At 68.0% G+C, this 17,767-nt stretch carries 17 protein-coding genes; 10 read left to right on the top strand and 7 right to left on the bottom strand.

Translation table 11 applies throughout. From position 1 onward, the window contains the following. The first annotated feature begins 52 nt into the window (after positions 1-52). From ACZ6DT_RS15970 to ACZ6DT_RS15955, 4 genes are read left to right on the top strand one after another with little or no spacing between them, the layout of a single operon-like run. A complete protein-coding gene (locus ACZ6DT_RS15970; protein WP_465594810.1) occupies positions 53-1,375 on the top strand; it encodes a M20/M25/M40 family metallo-hydrolase in 1,323 nt (440 codons plus the stop codon). Beyond that, positions 1,375-2,271, top strand: coding sequence for an alpha/beta fold hydrolase (locus ACZ6DT_RS15965; protein ID WP_465594807.1), 897 nt, complete (start codon positions 1,375-1,377; stop codon positions 2,269-2,271). Before ACZ6DT_RS15970 ends, ACZ6DT_RS15965 begins: the two co-directional genes overlap by 1 nt. A 41-nt stretch (positions 2,272-2,312) precedes the next feature. Further along, positions 2,313-2,909: a winged helix-turn-helix domain-containing protein gene (locus tag ACZ6DT_RS15960; protein WP_465594804.1), complete on the top strand. Its 597-nt coding sequence runs from the start codon at positions 2,313-2,315 to the stop codon at positions 2,907-2,909. Further along, positions 2,910-3,653, top strand: a complete 744-nt coding sequence (locus ACZ6DT_RS15955) for an SRPBCC family protein (RefSeq protein ID WP_465594801.1) — start codon at positions 2,910-2,912, stop codon at positions 3,651-3,653. Positions 3,654-3,671: 18 nt separating this feature from the next. Here the strand turns inward: ACZ6DT_RS15955 and ACZ6DT_RS15950 are convergent, their stop codons facing one another. The 3 genes from ACZ6DT_RS15950 to ACZ6DT_RS15940 all read right to left on the bottom strand — a co-directional run bounded on the left by ACZ6DT_RS15950 (position 3,672) and on the right by ACZ6DT_RS15940 (position 5,982). Then, positions 3,672-3,893, bottom strand: coding sequence for a DUF5703 family protein (locus ACZ6DT_RS15950; RefSeq protein WP_465594798.1), 222 nt, complete (start codon positions 3,891-3,893; stop codon positions 3,672-3,674). Beyond that, positions 3,890-4,903 (bottom strand): YncE family protein, encoded by a 1,014-nt coding sequence (locus tag ACZ6DT_RS15945; RefSeq protein ID WP_465594796.1) that lies wholly within the window; start codon positions 4,901-4,903, stop codon positions 3,890-3,892. The genes ACZ6DT_RS15950 and ACZ6DT_RS15945 overlap by 4 nt, the downstream gene beginning before the upstream one ends. Before the next feature lie 113 nt (positions 4,904-5,016). Continuing rightward, positions 5,017-5,982, bottom strand: coding sequence for an aldo/keto reductase (locus tag ACZ6DT_RS15940; RefSeq protein ID WP_465594793.1), 966 nt, complete (start codon positions 5,980-5,982; stop codon positions 5,017-5,019). Between the two features lie 136 nt (positions 5,983-6,118). Here ACZ6DT_RS15940 and ACZ6DT_RS15935 point away from each other — a divergent pair, with 136 nt between their 5' ends. The 4 genes from ACZ6DT_RS15935 (at position 6,119) to ACZ6DT_RS15920 (ending at position 11,341) form a co-directional block, all read left to right on the top strand. Beyond that, positions 6,119-7,168, top strand: coding sequence for an LLM class F420-dependent oxidoreductase (locus ACZ6DT_RS15935; RefSeq protein ID WP_465594790.1), 1,050 nt, complete (start codon positions 6,119-6,121; stop codon positions 7,166-7,168). After that, complete coding sequence (locus tag ACZ6DT_RS15930) at positions 7,165-8,004, top strand: undecaprenyl-diphosphate phosphatase (RefSeq protein WP_465594787.1); 840 nt, start codon at positions 7,165-7,167, stop codon at positions 8,002-8,004. The genes ACZ6DT_RS15935 and ACZ6DT_RS15930 overlap by 4 nt, the downstream gene beginning before the upstream one ends. A gap of 480 nt (positions 8,005-8,484) precedes the next feature. Next, on the top strand, positions 8,485-9,195 hold the full coding sequence (locus tag ACZ6DT_RS15925; RefSeq protein ID WP_125795666.1) for a histidine phosphatase family protein: 711 nt from the start codon (positions 8,485-8,487) through the stop codon (positions 9,193-9,195). Positions 9,196-9,298: 103 nt separating this feature from the next. Further along, positions 9,299-11,341: a M3 family metallopeptidase gene (locus ACZ6DT_RS15920; protein WP_465594784.1), complete on the top strand. Its 2,043-nt coding sequence runs from the start codon at positions 9,299-9,301 to the stop codon at positions 11,339-11,341. Positions 11,342-11,585: 244 nt separating this feature from the next. Here the strand turns inward: ACZ6DT_RS15920 and ACZ6DT_RS15915 are convergent, their stop codons facing one another. Together ACZ6DT_RS15915 and ACZ6DT_RS15910 are read right to left on the bottom strand one after the other, a co-directional pair. After that, the gene (locus ACZ6DT_RS15915) at positions 11,586-12,215 is read right to left on the bottom strand and encodes a hypothetical protein (RefSeq protein WP_465594781.1); all 630 of its coding nucleotides are present in this window, start codon (positions 12,213-12,215) and stop codon (positions 11,586-11,588) included. A gap of 70 nt (positions 12,216-12,285) precedes the next feature. Next, positions 12,286-14,085 carry a right-handed parallel beta-helix repeat-containing protein gene (locus ACZ6DT_RS15910; protein WP_465594778.1) on the bottom strand — a complete coding sequence of 600 codons (1,800 nt, stop codon included), beginning with the start codon at positions 14,083-14,085 and terminating at the stop codon, positions 12,286-12,288. Between the two features lie 88 nt (positions 14,086-14,173). Here ACZ6DT_RS15910 and ACZ6DT_RS15905 point away from each other — a divergent pair, with 88 nt between their 5' ends. Continuing rightward, positions 14,174-15,043, top strand: a complete 870-nt coding sequence (locus ACZ6DT_RS15905) for a TetR/AcrR family transcriptional regulator (protein ID WP_465594775.1) — start codon at positions 14,174-14,176, stop codon at positions 15,041-15,043. A 427-nt stretch (positions 15,044-15,470) separates the two neighbouring features. On the opposite strand, the gene ACZ6DT_RS15900 is transcribed toward ACZ6DT_RS15905, so the two are convergent. Next, entirely contained in the window at positions 15,471-16,307 is an 837-nt protein-coding gene (locus tag ACZ6DT_RS15900) for an NAD(P)-dependent oxidoreductase (protein ID WP_465594772.1), read from the bottom strand. 52 nt (positions 16,308-16,359) lie between these two features. Between ACZ6DT_RS15900 and ACZ6DT_RS15895 the strand changes: the two genes are divergently transcribed. Continuing rightward, positions 16,360-16,743 (top strand): MerR family transcriptional regulator, encoded by a 384-nt coding sequence (locus ACZ6DT_RS15895; protein ID WP_465594769.1) that lies wholly within the window; start codon positions 16,360-16,362, stop codon positions 16,741-16,743. A gap of 12 nt (positions 16,744-16,755) precedes the next feature. On the opposite strand, the gene ACZ6DT_RS15890 is transcribed toward ACZ6DT_RS15895, so the two are convergent. After that, complete coding sequence (locus ACZ6DT_RS15890; RefSeq protein ID WP_465594765.1) at positions 16,756-17,745, bottom strand: malate dehydrogenase; 990 nt, start codon at positions 17,743-17,745, stop codon at positions 16,756-16,758. Positions 17,746-17,767: the final 22 nt, after the last annotated feature.

Below are 17,767 nucleotides of genomic sequence, written 5' to 3'. Positions count from 1 at the left end.
CACCACGCGGTGGCAGCGGGTCGGCCGGCTCCAGCAATGGTAGGAATGCCTGGTGACCGAACCGAATTTGATCGAAGCAGCCGCCGAAGAGGCAGTCACCCTCACCAGTGAACTGATCCGCATCGACACGACCAACACGGGTGACCCCGACACGCTCGTCGGTGAGCGCGTCGCGGCGGAGTACGTCGCCGAGAAGCTCACCGACGCGGGCTACGAGATCACCTATGTGGAGTCCGGTGGCAAGGATCGCCACAACGTGATCGTCCGGTTGCCGGGTGCCGACCCGTCGCGCGGTGCGCTCCTGATCCACGGTCATCTCGACGCCGTTCCCGCTGACGCCTCGGAGTGGTCGGTGCACCCGTTCTCCGGTGCGATCCAGGACGACTACGTCTGGGGCCGCGGCGCGGTCGACATGAAGGACATGTGCGGGATGGCGCTCGCGCTGGCCCGCCACTACAAGATCAACGGCGTCGTCCCACCGCGTGACCTCGTCTTCGCGTTCCTCGCCGACGAAGAAGCGGGCGGCAAGTACGGCGCGCAGTGGCTGGTCGAGAACCGGCCCGAGCTGTTCGAAGGGGTCACCGAGGCGATCAGCGAGGTCGGTGGCTTCTCGATCACGCTGAAGGACAACGTCCGCGCGTACCTCATCGAGACGGCCGAAAAGGGCATCCGCTGGATGAAGCTGCGGGTGCGCGGCACCGCCGGCCACGGTTCGATGATCCACCGCGACAACGCCGTCACGAAGCTGTCCGAGGCCGTCGCCAGGCTCGGCAACCACCGCTTCCCGCTGGTGATGACCGATTCCGTACGCGAGTTCCTGGACGGCGTCACCGAGATCACCGGCTGGGACTTCCCTGAGGACGACATCGAGGGTTCCGTCGCGAAACTCGGCAACATCTCCCGGATGATCGGCGCGACCCTGCGCGACACGGCGAACCCGACGATGCTCGCCGCGGGGTACAAGTCGAACGTCATCCCCTCGGTCGCGGAGGCCTCGGTCGACTGCCGGATCCTTCCCGGTCGCCTCGAGGCGTTCAACGCCGAGCTGGAGGAGATCCTCGGCCCGGACATCGAGAAGGAGTGGATGGAGCTGCCGCCGGTCGAGACGACCTTCGACGGCGCTCTCGTCGACGCGATGACCAACGCGGTCCTCGCCGAAGACCCGGGCGCACGCACGCTGCCGTACATGCTTTCCGGTGGCACGGACGCGAAGTCGTTCCAGTCGCTCGGGATCCGCAACTTCGGGTTCGCGCCGTTACAGCTGCCCGCGGACCTCGATTTCTCCGCGCTGTTCCACGGGGTCGACGAGCGCGTCCCGGTCGACGCGCTGAAGTTCGGCGTGCGCGTGCTCGACCGCTTCCTCCGCTCGGCCTGATGCCCGGTCTGCTGGCGGCCGACGGCACACCCCTGCACTTCGAGCGCTGGGGTGATCCGTCGGCGCCGGTGACCGTCGTGCTCCTCCACGGGTACGCCCTCGACAGGCGGAGCTGGCGCGCCATCGCGCCGGTACTGGCCGAGGCGTCCGAAGCATCCGGGTCTTCGGAGGAACGGATCGCAGTGGTGGCCTACGACCAGCGCGGGCACGGTGAATCCGGGGCGGTCCGGGCGGCGTCGGCCACCATGGGGCAACTCGCCGACGATCTGGCCGAGGTGCTGGAGAAGGTGATTCCCGACGGCCGTGTCGTCTTGGTAGGCCATGACATGGGTGGGCTCGCGATCCTTTCGCTCGCACAGCGCCATCCGGCCCTTTTCGCGGCGCGGGTGGCGGGAATAGGGCTGCTCGCCATGTCCGCGGGCGGTGTCACCCCGGACGCGATCTGGCCGAACGCGCTCGGGAAACTCGGCCGGGACCTGGAGATGGTGTTCGGGTCGAAGCTGATCGGCCTGGTGCGGGAGCATACGAGCAAAGCGGTCACCGCCGGGCTGCGATGGTGGCTCTTCGGCGACGACCCGGTACCCGCCGACGTCGAACTGACCGTGCGGATGATCCGCGGTAATTGGCCGCAAACGGTCTCCGCTTTCCGGCCTGCCTTGGACACCTACACGCGGGAATCGGCGTTGTCGCAGGTCGGCGCGGTACCGGTGACCGCGATCGTGGGGGAGCGCGACAGACTCGTGCCCACGGCGGACGTGGAGGAACTGGCAGGCGCTGTGGAGAACGGGATTTCCGTGGTGCTGCCCGGGGTGGGGCACGTCGTCCCGCTCGAGGCGGCTCCGCAGGTGGTTCCGCGCCTGCTCGCTCTGGTGACCAGGGCTCGCCGACAAGCCTGACATTCTTGACAAATTCTCTTTTCGGTGAAACCTTCTTTCCTATGTTCTCCGTTGCGGTGATCGAGGACGCGGAAGCGGCCGAAGTGTCGCTGGATCCGGTCCGGGCCCGGCTGCTCGCCGAACTCGCCGAACCGGCGTCGGCCACGATGCTGGCCGCGCGGGTCGACCTGCCGAGACAGAAGGTGAACTACCACCTTCGCGCGCTGGAGAAGCACGGGCTGGTCGAGCTGGTCGAAGAGCGGCGCAAGGGCAACGTCACCGAGCGCATGATGCGCGCGACGGCGTCCTCGTACGTCATTTCACCGACGGCGCTTTCGGCCGTGCAGCCCGATCCGGCCCAGTCGCCGGACCGGCTGTCCGCCCGCTGGCTGCTCGCGGTGGCCGGCAGGCTGGTGCGCGACGTGGGCCTGCTGATCACCGGTTCGGCCAAGGCTCGCCAGCGGGTCGCGACCTTCGCGATCGACGGCCAGGTGCGCTTCTCGTCCGCCGCGGACAGGGCCGCGTTCGCCGAAGAACTCACCGTCGCGATCACGAATCTGGTGAGCAAATACCACGACGAAGGCGCCGAACAGGGCCGCGACCACCGGATCGTCGTCGCCGTCCACCCGAGCGTCGAAACCGAGCCCGAGGAGCGCTGAATGGGCCACGAATTCGAGATCACCGACCGCCTCGAGGTCGACGCGACACCGGAACAGGTCTGGGACGCCATCGCCACCGGGCCCGGGCTCACGTCGTGGTTCATGGGGCGCAACGAGGTCGACGGCGGCGTCGGAGGCACCGTGAAGACCGCTTTCGGCGGCTACGAACCCACGTCGGCCATCACGGCGTGGGACCCGCTGGAACGACTCGTCTACGGCACGGAACCCGCGCCGGACGGGCGATTCGTCGCCTACGAATTCCTCATCGAGGGTCGTTCCGGCGGCAGCACCGTGCTGAGGACCGTGACGAGCGGCTTCCTTCCCGGCGACGACTGGGAAGACGAGTTCGAGGCGATGACCGCCGGCGGCGAACTGTTCTTCCGCACCCTGGTCGAGTACCTCAACGGCTTCGCGGGCAGGCGGGCGGTGCCGGTCACGGTGTTCGGTCCGATGATCGGGGACTGGGACAGCGCGTGGCTGAAGCTGGGCCGGGAACTGGGCCTGGCCGGGCGGCCGGAAACCGGGGACAAGGTCCGCCTGTCCACCGGCGCTGTGTCCACTGTGGACGGCGAAGTCTATTTCGCGAACGTGCAGACGGTCGGGATCCGGACCGAGCACGCGCTCCTCAGGTTCGTCCGCGGCTTCGCCGGACCGATGGTCGCGATGCATCACCTGTTCGGCGACGTCGACTCCGCGGAACAGGACGCGCTCTGGGCCGACTGGCTCGGCCGGGTGTTCAAGTGAGCTGAAGTCCCCTTCAGCTCAGGTGATGAGGCCGGGCAGGGGAGTGGCGGTGCGCTTACGGCGCAACCACACCCTCCTGGTCCCATCGGAGTAGAGCCGGACGGTCGAGAGCTCCCATCCGGCGAACTCGGCGTGGATCGACAGCTGTGTCGCCGCCGCCCTCCGGGAAACACCGGGAGGCAGTTGCAGCCGCCGGTACTCCCAATCCCCTTCGACCACCGCCTCGTCCACAGCTGTCATGGCGTGATCACCTGGATCCCTTCTCCGATGGCCGAGCCGACGACCACACGGCCGCTCTCCTCGTCGACGGTGACCGAATCTGGCTGCCGCACGGTGGGGAACCGGTGTTTCTCGATCGGCTCCCCGCCGCGGACGTCGAAGCCGACGACCTCGTTGCGTCCCGTGAGCGTGACCCACACGTGGCCACGCGGGCGGTCGTAGGCAAGGCCGTACGCCCCGCCGGGGACGGGGTAGCGCTGGCGCAGCAGCAACGGCGTCGTGGAGAACGCCAGCAGCGCGCCCGCGCGCGCGTCGGTGACGAAGACGCGTCCGAGGTCGTCGGTGACGGCGTTGGCCGCGCCGTCACCGGCACGCAGGCCCTCGCCGATCTTGCCTTCGGTGAGGTCGACGGCGAACAAGGCGGTCCGCAGTTTGTCGAGCACGACCACGCCGTCGCCGGTGTTCAGCACGTCGTCGGCGCTGTAGATCTGGCCGGTGATGGTCTTCGGACCCGCGTTCTTCGACAGCACCTCGACGGCTTTGCGATCGCGGACCGAGACGAGCGTCGCGTCACCGTCGGCGAGCCCGGCCGACGGCTGCCCCGCGACCGGAACCGTCTCCAGCGCGCCACCGGGCAGGGAAACCTTCGCCAGCAGGCTCTTGCCGGGAACGCTGGCGAGCACCTGTGAACCCGACACCGTGAGCCGCTCCGCCGGACCGGGCAAGGCCACGGTCGTCTTCGGGGAGTCCAGAGCGGCGAGATCGTAGATGCGCAGGGAGGGTGGCTCCGAGACGGCGACGACCAGTGTCTTGCTCACGTCGTCGGTCGCCAATGCCTTCACACCCGGTGCTGTGAACACCGAACCCGCGGGTTTGGTCGTCACCGCGGGGGAAACCGCGGCGGTCGCCGCGACGGGGTTCTGCACGATTTGCAAGGTGTCGTTCGGTGTGTCGTCCGTACTACAGGACGAGAGCACCAGGACACCGGCGAGCGGGATCGCGATCCGGGAAACGGCGGACAGCCGACCCACCTTGGTGCCTCCACCTGCTACTCGTCGGACGGACCTGTCCAGCATCCTCCAGGAACTCCACCACGTCACGTCCGCGTCACCCAACAGACACCTGATCCAGTATTCGAGACGGCTCACAGGCCGCGTTCCGGGTAACCGACCTCGATCGCGCTGACGTCGTCGAGCGCCGAGCGGATGGCGGGCGGGAGCGTGATGTCCTCGGCCGCGAGCGAGCCGGTCAGCTGACCGGTGTCACGGGCCCCGACCACGGGCGCGACCACTCCGGGCCGGTCGCGGACCCAGGCCAGCGCGACGGCCAGCGGCGAGGTCCCGAGGCCGTCGGCTGCCGTCGCGACCGCCTGCACGATCCGGGCCGCGCGTTCGGTCCGGTGATGTTCGACATAGCCCGCGAAAACACTCGAAGCACCGCGCGAATCGGCGGGTGTCCCGCTGCGGTACTTGCCGGTGAGCACACCCCGGCCGAGCGGCGCCCACGGCAGGAGTCCGATGCCGTGGTGTTCCGCGGCCGGGACGACCTCGCGATCGACGCCGCGCTCCAGCAGCGAGTACTCGACCTGCGTCGAGACCAGCGGGGCGACGGCGGAACTGCGGGCCGCGGCGGTCGCCAGCTGCCAGCCGGAGTAGTTGGAGACACCGACGTAGCGGGCCTTGCCGCAGGTCACGGCGTAATCGAGGGCGCCGAGGGTTTCGTCGACCGGCACGGTGGTGTCCCAAGCGTGCAGCTGCCACAGGTCGATGTGGTCGGTACCGAGCCGGCGCAGCGAACCTTCGAGCGCGCTCAGCAGGGCGCCACGTGAGGCTCCGCCGCCGAACGGGCCGTCGGTGCGGCGGGCGACGGCCTTGGTGGCGAGCACGATGTCGTCGCGGGGGACGAGGTCGCCGAGCAGCGCGCCGAGGACGCGTTCACTCTCGCCCTCACCGTAGATGTCGGCGGTGTCGACCAGGGTGCCCCCGGCATCGACGAACGCGACCAGCTGGCTGGCCGCCTCCTCCGAATCGGTGTCGCCACCCCACGTCATGGTCCCGAGGGCCATCCGCGAGACCCGAAGTCCCGACCGGCCGAGCTGTCGCTTTTCCACGACGGGCGAGCCTAGCCGGAAGGCAAGTGAGTGACGCGGAGCAGGTGAGCGTGTCGTCATCGAGTACCACCGTGCGGGTCATCGGCTGTCAACACCCTGAACGGAGGAGTGGCACTCCGATGGATACATTCACGCCGTGCGACTCGGACTGAACTTGGGCTATTGGGGCGCGGGGAACGACGCGGCCAACCTGGCATTGGCGAAGAAGGCGGACGAACTGGACTACGCGGTCGTCTGGGCCGCGGAAGCGTACGGCTCGGACGCGCCGACGGTACTGGCGTGGGTGGCGGCGCAGACCTCACGGATCGACGTCGGCAGCGCGGTGTTGCAGATCCCCGCGCGGACTCCGGCGATGACCGCGATGACCGCCGCGACCCTGGACACGCTTTCGGGTGGCCGGTTCCGCCTCGGTCTCGGCGTTTCCGGCCCGCAGGTCTCCGAGGGCTGGCATGGGGTGAAGTTCGCGTCGCCGCTCGGCCGCACCCGCGAATACGTCGAGATCGTCCGCAAGGCGCTGAGCCGAGACCGGGTCCGCTACGACGGCGACCACTTCCAGCTTCCCCTGCCCGGCGGACCCGGAAAGGCGCTGACCCTGACCGTGCATCCCGTGCGCGAAGAGATCCCCGTGTACCTGGCCGCCATCGGCCCGAAGAATCTCGAACTGACCGGTGAGATCGCGAACGGCTGGCTGCCGGTGTTCTATTCGCCCGAGCACGCCGGTGAACAGCTGAAGCTGATCCAGACGGGGGCCGACAAGGCCGGGCGCTCGCTCGACGGCTTCGACGTCGTCCCCACCGTCCCGCTCGTGGTCGGGGACGACTGGGAAACCTGCGCCGACGCGGTCCGCGGGTACGCGGCGCTGTACATCGGCGGGATGGGCAGCCGGGAGAAGAACTTCTACAACCAGCTCGCCTGCCGGATGGGCTTCGAACGCGAAGCGGCCGACGTCCAGCAGAAGTACCTGAGCAAGGACTACGCGGGCGCCATGGCGGCCGTCCCGCTCGAGTTCATCGACGCGACGTCACTGCTGGGCCCCAAGGAGCGGATCGCCGACCGGATGCGGGCCTTCGCCGAGTCCGGTGTCACGACGCTGACCGTCGCACCGTCCATGCCCGATCCGGAGGGCTCCGCACGCGCCCTCGAGATCGCGGCCGAAGCGATCGAACTGGCCGGTGTCGTCCGATGAGTTGGTTCGAAGCACTGGTCCTCGGTCTCGTCCAGGGCCTCACGGAGTTCCTGCCGATCTCCTCCAGCGCGCACCTGCGGATCACCGCGGCGCTCGCCGGCTGGGACGACCCGGGCGCCGCGTTCACCGCGGTGACCCAGATCGGCACCGAACTCGCGGTCATCCTGTACTTCTCGAGCAAGATCGGGAAGATTCTCCGCGCCTGGTTCTTCTCGATCTACAAGAAGGAGTGGCGTCGCGACCCCGACGCCCGGCTGGGCTGGCTGATCATCGTCGGCTCGATGCCGATCGTCGTCCTGGGCCTGCTGCTGCAGGACGCCATCGATGAAACCTTCCGCGACCTGCGGATCACCGCGACCACGCTGATCGTGTTCGGGCTGGTCCTGCTGGTGGCCGACCGCATCGGGAAGCAGCAGCGCACCCTCGACCACCTGACCGTGCCGCACGGCCTCGGCTTCGGGTTCGCGCAGGCGCTGGCGCTGATCCCGGGTGTCTCCCGCTCCGGCGGCACCACCAGCGCCGGTCTGCTGCTCGGCTACACCCGCGCGGAGGCGGCGGAGTACTCCTTCCTGCTGGCGCTGCCGGCGGTGTTCGGCTCGGGCCTGTACAAACTGACCGACATCGGCAAGGACGGCGCCCCGGCACAGTGGGGGCCGACGATCCTGGCGACGCTGGTCGCGTTCGGCGTTGGCTACGCCGTCATCGCCTGGCTGATGTCCTACATCAAGACCAAGAGCTTCGTGCCGTTCGTGATCTACCGGCTCGTGCTCGGTGCGCTGCTGTTCGTGCTGATCTTCACCGGTGTCCTGGACCCCGGCGCGGGCCCGCACCTGTGAGGCTTAGTACCTACGTGGATTCCGGCTGCGGTTGATCCCAGGCCCGGTCCGTGAAGGCCTCCTTGAGGGACTCTGGGTCCCTCAAGGAGGCCTTCACGGACTCGATAATCGCCACGTTCGCCCCACATGCACCAGCAGTCACAACAGCTACGTGCCCCTTGCCTCGGCTCAGCCGAGGAAACTCGACCTTCACACCTTTCTCGAGCGGGCAAGGAAACTGGCACCTACGCCCGAGCACCTCACCGGTCTCGGGTTGATTGCTCAGCGCACGTCGAGAGGGCGTTCCGGTGTCGGTGCAGGAGGATTCCGGAAGGTCAACGCCCGGAATCCTCCCCGCTCAGGACATCACCCAGCACGAACCCGAAGCGAGAGCGAGGCAAGGCCGGATTCCCGTGGGCAGGCGACTACAGGCCACCAGAACCGTCCCTACCACTCACGAGGCTTCCCGCGGGGCAAAGCACGGCACGTAGGGTGGGCTACGTGAGTACTGTGATCCTTCTGCGCCACGGCAAGTCCACGGCGAACGGTTCGGGCGTCCTGGCCGGGCGCACGCCCAAGGTCGGCCTGGACGACACCGGCCGGGCACAGGCGGCCGCGCTCGTCGAGCGACTGGCGCCGGTACCCCTTGCCGAGTTGGTGGTCTCACCGATGCTCCGCTGCCGTCAAACGGTCGCGAAGCTGGCGGAGGCGCGCGGGATGGACAAGGTCAAGGAGCCTGGTTTGTCCGAAGTGGACTACGGCGAATGGACCGGTCGCGCGCTCAAGGATCTGTTCAAGGAACCCCTGTGGCGGGTCGTGCAGGCACATCCCTCGGCCGCGGTCTTTCCCGGCGGCGAAGGGCTCGCCGAGATGCAGGCCCGGTCGGTCGCGGCCGTCCGCGCGCATGACGCCCGGATCACCGCGAAACACGGGGAAGACGCGGTGTGGCTCTTGTGCAGTCATGGCGATGTGATCAAGGCGATCCTCGCCGACGCGCTCGGCCAGCATCTCGATTCCTTCCAGCGGATCGTGGTCGATCCGGCGTCGGTTTCGGTCGTCCGGTACACCGAGACTCGTCCGTTCGTGTTGCGCGTCAACGACAACGGTGGAGACCTGGCCGGTATCGCCCCGCCGGAACCCAAGGCCAAAGCCAAGCGGGGCAAGGGAAAGCGGAGCTCCGACGCGGTGGTGGGCGGTACCACCGGAGCGTGACCACCGCCGTCGGTGGCGTCACCGCCACGGACGGCATCCACCGGCCCCTCGCTGCCCGTAAGGTGGCCAGACCAGCAGATTCGACGACCCGGGAGCAACACCGATGATTTCGCAGGACAACCCGTTCGCCGCGCCGAGTGAGCTGCCCTACGCCCTTCCTCCGTTCGACCGGATCGCCGACGAGCACTTCCTCCCCGCCTTCGAAGCGGGCCTGGCCGAGCACGCCGCCGAAATCGACGAGATCGCGAACTCGGCCGAGCCGCCGACCTTCGAGAACACCATCGTCGCGCTCGAGAAGTCCGGCAGGCTGCTGTCCCGCGTCGCCAGCGTGTTCTTCAACCTCGCCGGATCGAACGCGAACGACGAGATCCAGCGCGTACAGGCCGAGATGGCGCCGCGGCTGGCCGCCCACGCCGACGCCGTCAACCTGAATCCGGCGCTGTTCGCCCGGATCAACACCTTGTTCGAGCGCAGGGAAGAACTCGGTCTCGACCCCGAGTCGCTTCGTCTGCTGGAGCGTCACCACACCGACGTGCGCCGCGCCGGCGCCGGGCTTCCCGAGGCCGACCAAAAGCGCCTGCGTGAGCTCAACGAACAGCTTTCGACTTTGTCGACCAAGTTCCAGCAGAATCTGCTCAAGGACACCAACGAGCTCGCCGTGGTCGTCGACGACGTCGCGGAACTCGCGGGTCTTGGCGAGGCCGAGATCGCCACGGCCGCCGAGACCGCCGGCGAGGAGGGCAAGTACGTCCTCAAGCTGACCTTGCCGACGGCGCAGGCCGCGTTGGCCTCGCTGGAGGACCGCGCCTTGCGCGAGCGGATCTTCACCGCGTCGGTGTCCCGTGGCAACCGGGGCAACGAGTCGGACAACAACGAGATCGTGGCTCAGCTGGTCCGGCTGCGCGCCGAGCGGGCCGCGGTGCTCGGCTTCCCAGACCACGCTTCGTACGTCATCGAAGACGAGACCGCGAAGACCGCCGCGGCCGCGGCGGGCCTGCTCGAACGCCTCGCCCCGGTCGCGGTCGCCAACGCCAAGGCCGAAGCCGAGGAGCTGCGGCGTCACCTCGAAGCCGACATCCCGGGCGCGATCCTGCGACCGTGGGACTGGGCGTTCTACGCCGAACGCGTCCGCAAGGATCGGTTCGACGTCGACACCGCGGCGCTGCGCCCGTACTTCGAACTGAACCGGGTGCTCACCGACGGGGTCTTCTTCGCCGCGTCCAAGCTGTACGGCCTGAGCTTCACCGAGCGGGAGGACCTGCCGAAGTACCACCCGGAGGTCCGGATCTTCGAGGTCTTCGACGCCGACGGCACGGAACTCGGCCTGTTCCTGCTCGACTACTACGCCCGCGACTCGAAGCGCGGCGGCGCCTGGATGAACAACTTCGTCGACCAGACGAAACTCCTGGGCACCAAGACAGTCGTGGTGAACGTGCTCAACGTCGCGAAACCGCCGTCGGGCGAGCCGACCCTGCTGACCTTCGACGAGGTCGACACCGCGTTCCACGAGTTCGGGCACGCACTGCACTCGCTGCTTTCCGACGTCGAGTACCCGATGTTCTCCGGCACCAACGTGCCGCGTGACTTCGTCGAGTACCCCTCGCAGGTCAACGAGATGTGGATGCTGTGGCCCGAAGTGCTGGCCAACTACGCGAAGCACCACGTGACCGGTGAGCCCCTGCCGCAGGAGCAGATCGACAAGCTCGTGGCGTCGCAGCTATACGGTGAAGGTTTTTCGACCACCGAGTATCTCGCGGCGGCCCTGCTCGACCAGGCTTGGCACGCGCTCGGCACCGAGGACCAGGTCGACGACGTCCAGCGGTTCGAAGCCGAGGCGCTGGCCAAGGCCGGTGTCGCGGTGGAGGCCGTGCCGCCGCGCTACCGCACCACCTATTTCGCGCACATCTTCAGCGGTGGCTACAGCGCCGGGTACTACTCCTACATCTGGAGTGAGGTCCTCGACGCCGACACCGTTCAGTGGTTCCGCGAGAACGGCGGGCTCACCAGGGAGAACGGTGACCACTTCCGCCGTGAACTGCTCGGGCGTGGCGGCAGCGTCGACCCGATGGCCGCCTTCCGCGCGTTCCGCGGCCGTGACCCGGAGATCGAGCCGCTGCTGAAGCGCCGCGGCCTCGCCGGGGCCTGATCCCTGACGGTTTCCCTGCCTGGCCACCCCCAGCGCCCAGGCAGGGAAACCGCGTTCAGTCGGGGAGTTCGGCCACTTCTCGCCGCGGCGCCGGCGGGGGAGTGTCCTGAGTGGACTGTCACGCGCCCGGACCGCGAGAGCGGGGAGCGGTTCTTCGCCACCGAGCCAGCCGGACCGTTATCGCCGAACACACCGACGGCATCCACGGCTCGAGAAAAGTGTATAACGACATATACGCCGCAGGTCAGGTCAAAATCACATCAAGAAGCAGAAAAACACCACCGCCGAGGACGACACCGCCAACCATTCCTGCCGTTACCTCGGCCTTGGTGTGATCGCCGAGTTCGACGCGGGACCAGCAGACCCAGCCGACCCCGAGGAAGACCAGTGCGAGCCAGGGGCCGTAAACGCGAATCAGCATCGCGGCCGCGCCCGCCGCCACCATCGCGTGCATCGAGATCTTGAACTTCCAGCCGAAGGTGATCGCGAGCGCGGCGACCAGGCAAACGAGTTCGGCGGCCGCGAGCGCGATCATCTCGTGCGGGGCGCCACCGGCGATCAGGACGACGAATCCGGCGGCCAGTGATCCGATGCAGACCGCGAACGGGACGAGCCGTCCGGCTCGATCGGTGACATGGTGGCTCTCCCACTTGCCTTTCCGGGCGCCGCGCACGATCACGGCCATCGGGATCAGCGAGCCGGTGACACCGACGATCAGACCCCAGAGCGCAGTCTCGCCGAGGTGGTGACCGGTGACCTTCCAGGCGACGACCAGCGGGAGACCGAGCACCCAGACCCAGGGTGCGAGCACCTCGGTCGCGATCCGTGCGAGGTGTCGGCGGGTCCCGGGGACCTCCGTGGACTGGGGCGACATGGTGCGTGCTCTCCTCGGGGATCGGGATCGGAGTCGCTCCTGCCGGACTCGCGTCCGGCAGGAGCGGTGATCATCGTCGCAGACCCCGACGGCCCACTCGCGCGAGGATGTCGGCGCCCGCCGGGTCCGTTTGGACGGTCTCGTCGAAACTCTCCTTGGGCAGCAAGGTGTTCCCAGCCACGGTCACCGTCTCAGGTGGGGTGTCGTAGCCGTCCGGCAGGACGTCCCAGAAGTTGCCGACGAAGGCGACGTTCTCCATCGGCGGGCCCACCTGGAGGACGATCGGGGTGTCGGCCCGGTGGACGATGTTGCCGAGGACGGTGATCCACGCGGCGCCGTAATCGGCGTAGAGGCCGAAGTTGTACGAGGTGAGGACGTCGCGGATCACGTTGCCGCGGACCAGCGCCCCGCCGGCGAACGACGAGCCCTGCGGTGCCGAGAGGTAGATCCCGCCGCCGTCCATCAGTTTCCCCATGCTGCGTTCGACGAGGTTCGAGATCACCTGGGTGCCCCTGGCCCGCTCGCCGCCGGTGACCACGATGCCGTTGTGCGGGACGTCGTGGATCTCGTTGTGGGCCACGGTGGTTTCCTCGGACTCGACGACGAGGACGGCAGGGGAGCCGCGGTACTCGGTGCCGACGTGGTGGACGAGGTTGTCCTCGACGGAGACCCGGGTGCTCGTGTGGACGGCGATCCCGCTGCCCGAGATCTCGTCGAAGACGTTCGCCCGGATCCCGACGTCGGTGCCTTCCTCGATCAGGAGTGCTCCCGCGCCGAGCCGGGTGAAGTGATTGCCCTCCAGTGTGACCTGGCTGGCCGAGGTGAGGCTGACGTTGGCGGGCAGTTGGACCGGCTCCGCCGGCACGTGGACGTAGCCCACGTCCGCACCGAGGTCGATCTTCTGGAAGTCGCCCCGCTCGTAGCGGGCGTTGCCGTGATAGTGCAGGTAGCCGCCGGTCTTCGTGGGGCCGGACCAGGTCGCGTCGGTGAAGGTGAAGCCGCGCAGCACGACGTCGTGTACGCCCTGTCCGCTGACGAGCGTCTCGAGCATCGGGGCGACGACTCTGGTCTTGCCGATCTCCTCGCCAGGGCGCGGACGGTAATGGAGGACGTGGCCCGCCGGGTCGATGCGGCTGACGGCGAAGGTTCCCGGCTCGGTCAGGAAGGCCACGTTGTTCTCCAGCACGGAAGGTGCGGCGAGGCCATCCCAGGTGCCGTCTCCGCCGACGCCGTACCACTTGGAGTCGTAGAGGGATTTGGCGTTGTCGAAGGCTGGTTGGGCCATGGTGATCGTGGACGACGAGGCGCCACCGGAGATCGATGCGACCGCGAGCCGGGCTTCGGACCACGGGTAGACGCCGGGGTAGACGAACTCCAGTCCGGACGGGTCAGGCCAAGACTGGGGTTCTGTGCTGTCCGTGACGTAACCGGTCGCTGTTTTCGTCACGCTTCCGGGAAGCCCGACCTTGCGAGCCGCTCGTGTGGCGGGGCGGCCATCGACGGTGAGCCGTCGCGGCATCAGGTCGCCGATCGGCGCCGTCCAGATGCCGCCGTCACCCATCGACCAGCCAGTGATCACGCGGCCACCGCACAATTCGACTTCGGCCTGTTCGGGGGTTCCGTAGCCATGGGCCTGGTAGATCACGCGGAAACCGTTCATGCCCGAATCGCCCAGTGCGTCGTCGAAAGCAAGGGGTTCTTCGAGGTGATGGACGCCTGCTGCGAAGGTGACGATCACGTCGCCGGTCATGAAGGCGGTGACGATGCGGACGGCTTTCTGTGCTGCTTTCGGAGTGGCGAAGGGCTCATCGGCAGAGCCGGACCAGTCGTCTCTGCCGTCGGGGGACACGAAGAACCTGATTTCAGGCATGCTGAAGCGCTCCTGTGAGAGGTTTATGGGATATACTGAGGTTTATCAGCTAAACACGTTCGACTGATGAGAGTCAAGGGAGTGGCCGGTGACGGAAGACGACGCGCAGCCGGATCCGGAGCGCGCGATCGAGCTGCTGTGGGGAGCCGGCGAGCCGGAGCGGCCCGGCTTGAGCCTCGGCCGGATCGTCGCCGCGGCCGTCGAAGTCGCGGACGCCGAGGGGCTCGCGGCACTGTCGATGCGCAAGGTCGCGGAACGGTTCGGCACCACCACCATGTCGCTCTACCGGTACGTGCCCGGCAAGGCGGAACTGGTGGAACTCATGCGTGACGCCGTGCACGGCGAGTTCCCGGTGGAGCCTTCGAACGGCCTCGGCTGGCGAACGGGCCTGGAACGCTGGGCTCGGCGGGCATGGGAGATGTACCGCCGGCACCCGTGGCTGGTCCACAGCGCCGGAACCCGACGCCTGCCAGGACCGAACATCATGGCGGGGTACGACCACGCGCTCGATGTGGCGTCTCGGAGCAACCTCGCTCCCGCGCAGGTGATCGCGGTGGTGAACCTGGTGGGCGGATTCGTCGAGTCCGTCGCGCGCCAAGCGGGGGAGACCGCCGAACTACAGCGGCGCACGGGCGTGTCCCATGAGCGCTGGTGGAGCGAACGAGAATCCCTCTTCGAGCGTCTGGATGGCTATCCGGCCTTGGAGAAACTGTGGAAGGGCGGCGGGATGGACACGCCGCTCGACCCCTTCGAATTCGGGTTGCAGCGCACCCTCGACGGCGTCCAGGCGCTCGTCGACGGCCGGGGGAGTGAGGTAATGCGTGACGAAATCGAAGCGGGGGAGTGTGTTGTCTGCGGCAAACCGTTGGATGGGGGAGGGCGGGGCAGACCTCGGGACTACTGCTCACGGGCTTGCCAGCAGCGTGCTTACCGCAGGCGGCAGGCCAAGCTGGACTGACTTGGTCTTTCCAAGGTGTATAACGACCTATTCATTCCGGCGAGATACAAGATCAAACTTAATCGAAAAGCAGAATCCGCAAAGAAGGTCAGGGGTTCTGGCTACGGTTTCCAGATGATCACCGAGGTCTTGCTGGAGCAGGTCGAGGAGGACGCCGGTTCTCTTCAAGGGTTTCTGGACCCCGGAGCTCAGTCGCTGCCCGTGGTGGGAAGACCGCCCGTACCGCGCTGCCGGTCGCGGGTGAGGTCGAGAAGTGGTGCGGTTGACTTCGGAGGGTCGGCCGGTCAGGAGAGCGTCCAGGTGCACTGGGTCAACTTAGCGGTCCGAGGCGATCGACGATGGAGGATTCGGGACGTTGAGTGTCCCGAATCCTCCATCGTCACGTGCGAGCCGGGGGCCCACTGTGGTCGGCGCCGGCAGTTCCGCGTTAGCTCGCGGCGAGCCTGGCGAACCCGTCGGAGCCGTGGCCGGCGGTGATCGCTTGGTGCACTTGGGCTCGGGCGGCGGTGAGGACGCCGTTGTCGAGGTCTTGCGCGCGGATCGCGTCGAGGATGTGGTCCATCGTCGCGGCGGTGGCTTCGAGGGTGCCCGCGTCTCCGGAGTAGTTCTCGGTGGCGACCTGCTCGGCGAGCAGGTCGATCATGCCGGGGAAGAAGCCGAGCAGTGCTTTCGCGTGTCCGGCTATCTCGGTGGCGCCGATGTTCTCCGCCTTGGCGAGCGCGAACATGTGGATCACTCCGCTCATGGAGGTCCAGAGCATGTCCTGCAGGGCCGCGTCGAACGCGGCGGCGCGGCCGGGGGAGTCGCCGACGTACTGTGCGTTTTCGCCGAGTGCGGCGAGCGTGGGGCGGTGTGTTTCGTAGACGTCGGCGGGTCCGCTGAAGAACAGGGCCGCGTCCGGGCCGCCGATCGCGTCGGTGGTCGCCATGATGACGCCGTCGAGGTAGTCGATGCCGTGTTCGGTGGCCCATCTCGCCATCGCGCGGGCTTGCCGTGGTGATCCGCCGCTGAGGTTCACCAGGGTGCGGCCTTTGAGTGCGTCGGTGTCGAGGATCGACTGTGCCACGGCGTAGTCGCGCACGCAGACGATCACGAGCGGGCTTGCCGCGATCGCGCCCGCCGCGGTCGTGGCGACGGTGGCGTCGAGGCCGTTTTCCTTGCCAGGAGTGCGATTCCAGACGGTGGTGGGATGGTCGGCGGCGGCGAACGCGGCGGCGAGGGCGTGCCCCATGGGGCCGAGTCCGAGGACGGTCACGGTGGTCATGGCGGTTAAGCTAAACCTTGACATTGACGTGAGAGTCAAGTCTGGAGTGTGGATGCGGATCGGGGAACTCGCGCGGCGGACCGGGGTCAGCGAGCGCGCGCTGCGGTACTACGAGGAGCAGGGCCTGCTCACCCCGCAGCGGCGGCCGAGCGGTTATCGCGTGTACGGGGACGCCGATGTGGCGGCGGTGCGGCGGATCAGGATCCTGCTCGGGGCCGGGCTGAACACCGCCCAGATTCTGGAGATCCTGCCCTGCATCGTCGACGAGGACGGCTGGTTGACCCCTGATTGTCCCGAGTTGGTCGACGCCTTGCGGCAGCAGCGTGACCGGATCGACGCGGCGATCGGTGAGTTGGAGACCACCCGCGGGAACCTCGACACGATCATCGGCGGCGAAAAGGCGGCCGCGTCCCGGGGGACACGGCCGCCTTCGTGAAGCGGGTCAGGCTCAGATGAGGCCGAGCTTCTTCACCGCGTCGCGCTCTTCGGCCAGCTCGTTGACCGAAGCGTCGATTCGGGCGCGCGAGAAGTCGTCGATCTCCAGGCCTTGGACGATCTTGTACTCGCCGTTCGCGGCGGTGACCGGGAACGAGGAGATGAGGCCCTCCGGCACACCGTAGGAGCCGTCGGACACGACCGCAGCCGAGGTCCAGTCGCCCTCGGGAGTGCCGTTGACCCAGGTGTGGACGTGGTCGATCGCGGCGGAGGCGGCCGACGCCGCGGAGGACAGGCCGCGGGCCTCGATGATCGCCGCGCCGCGCTTGGCGACGGTGGGGATGAAGTCGTCGGCCAGCCACTGCTGGTCGGTGATGACCTCGGTCGCGGGCTTGCCGGACACCTCGGCGTGCGCGATCGACGGGTACTGGGTCGCGGAGTGGTTGCCCCAGATCGCGACCTTCTTCAGCTCGGTCACCGGCACGCCCAGCTTCTTCGACAGCTGCGCGAGGGCGCGGTTGTGGTCGAGGCGGGTCATCGCGGTGAAGCGGTCGGCCGGGACGTCGGGCGCGTGCGCTTGGGCGATGAGGGCGTTGGTGTTGGCCGGGTTGCCGACCACGAGGACCTTGATGTCGCTCGCCGCGCCGGCGTTGATGGCCTCGCCCTGGGGCTTGAAGATGCCACCGTTGGCCTCGAGCAGGTCGCCGCGCTCCATGCCCTTGGCGCGGGGGCGGGCGCCGACCAGCAGGGCGACGTTCGCGCCCGCGAAGGCCTGCGTCGGGTCGTCGAAGATGTCGATGCCCGACAGCAGCGGGAACGCGCCGTCTTCGAGTTCCATCGCGGTGCCCTCAGCCGCCTTGACCGCCTGCGGGATCTCCAGGAGCCGCAGCTTCACCGGGGTGTCCGGGCCGAGCAGCTGACCGGACGCGATGCGGAAGAGCAGCGCGTAGCCGATCTGGCCGGCCGCACCGGTGACGGTGACGTTGACAGGGGCTTGGGTCATTGCGGTTCTCCAGCTTGAGGCG

Source organism: Amycolatopsis sp. NPDC041971 (assembly GCF_055588925.1).
The sequence above is the reverse complement of the archived record's forward strand: the minus strand, read 5'-3'. Positions and strand labels throughout refer to the sequence as shown.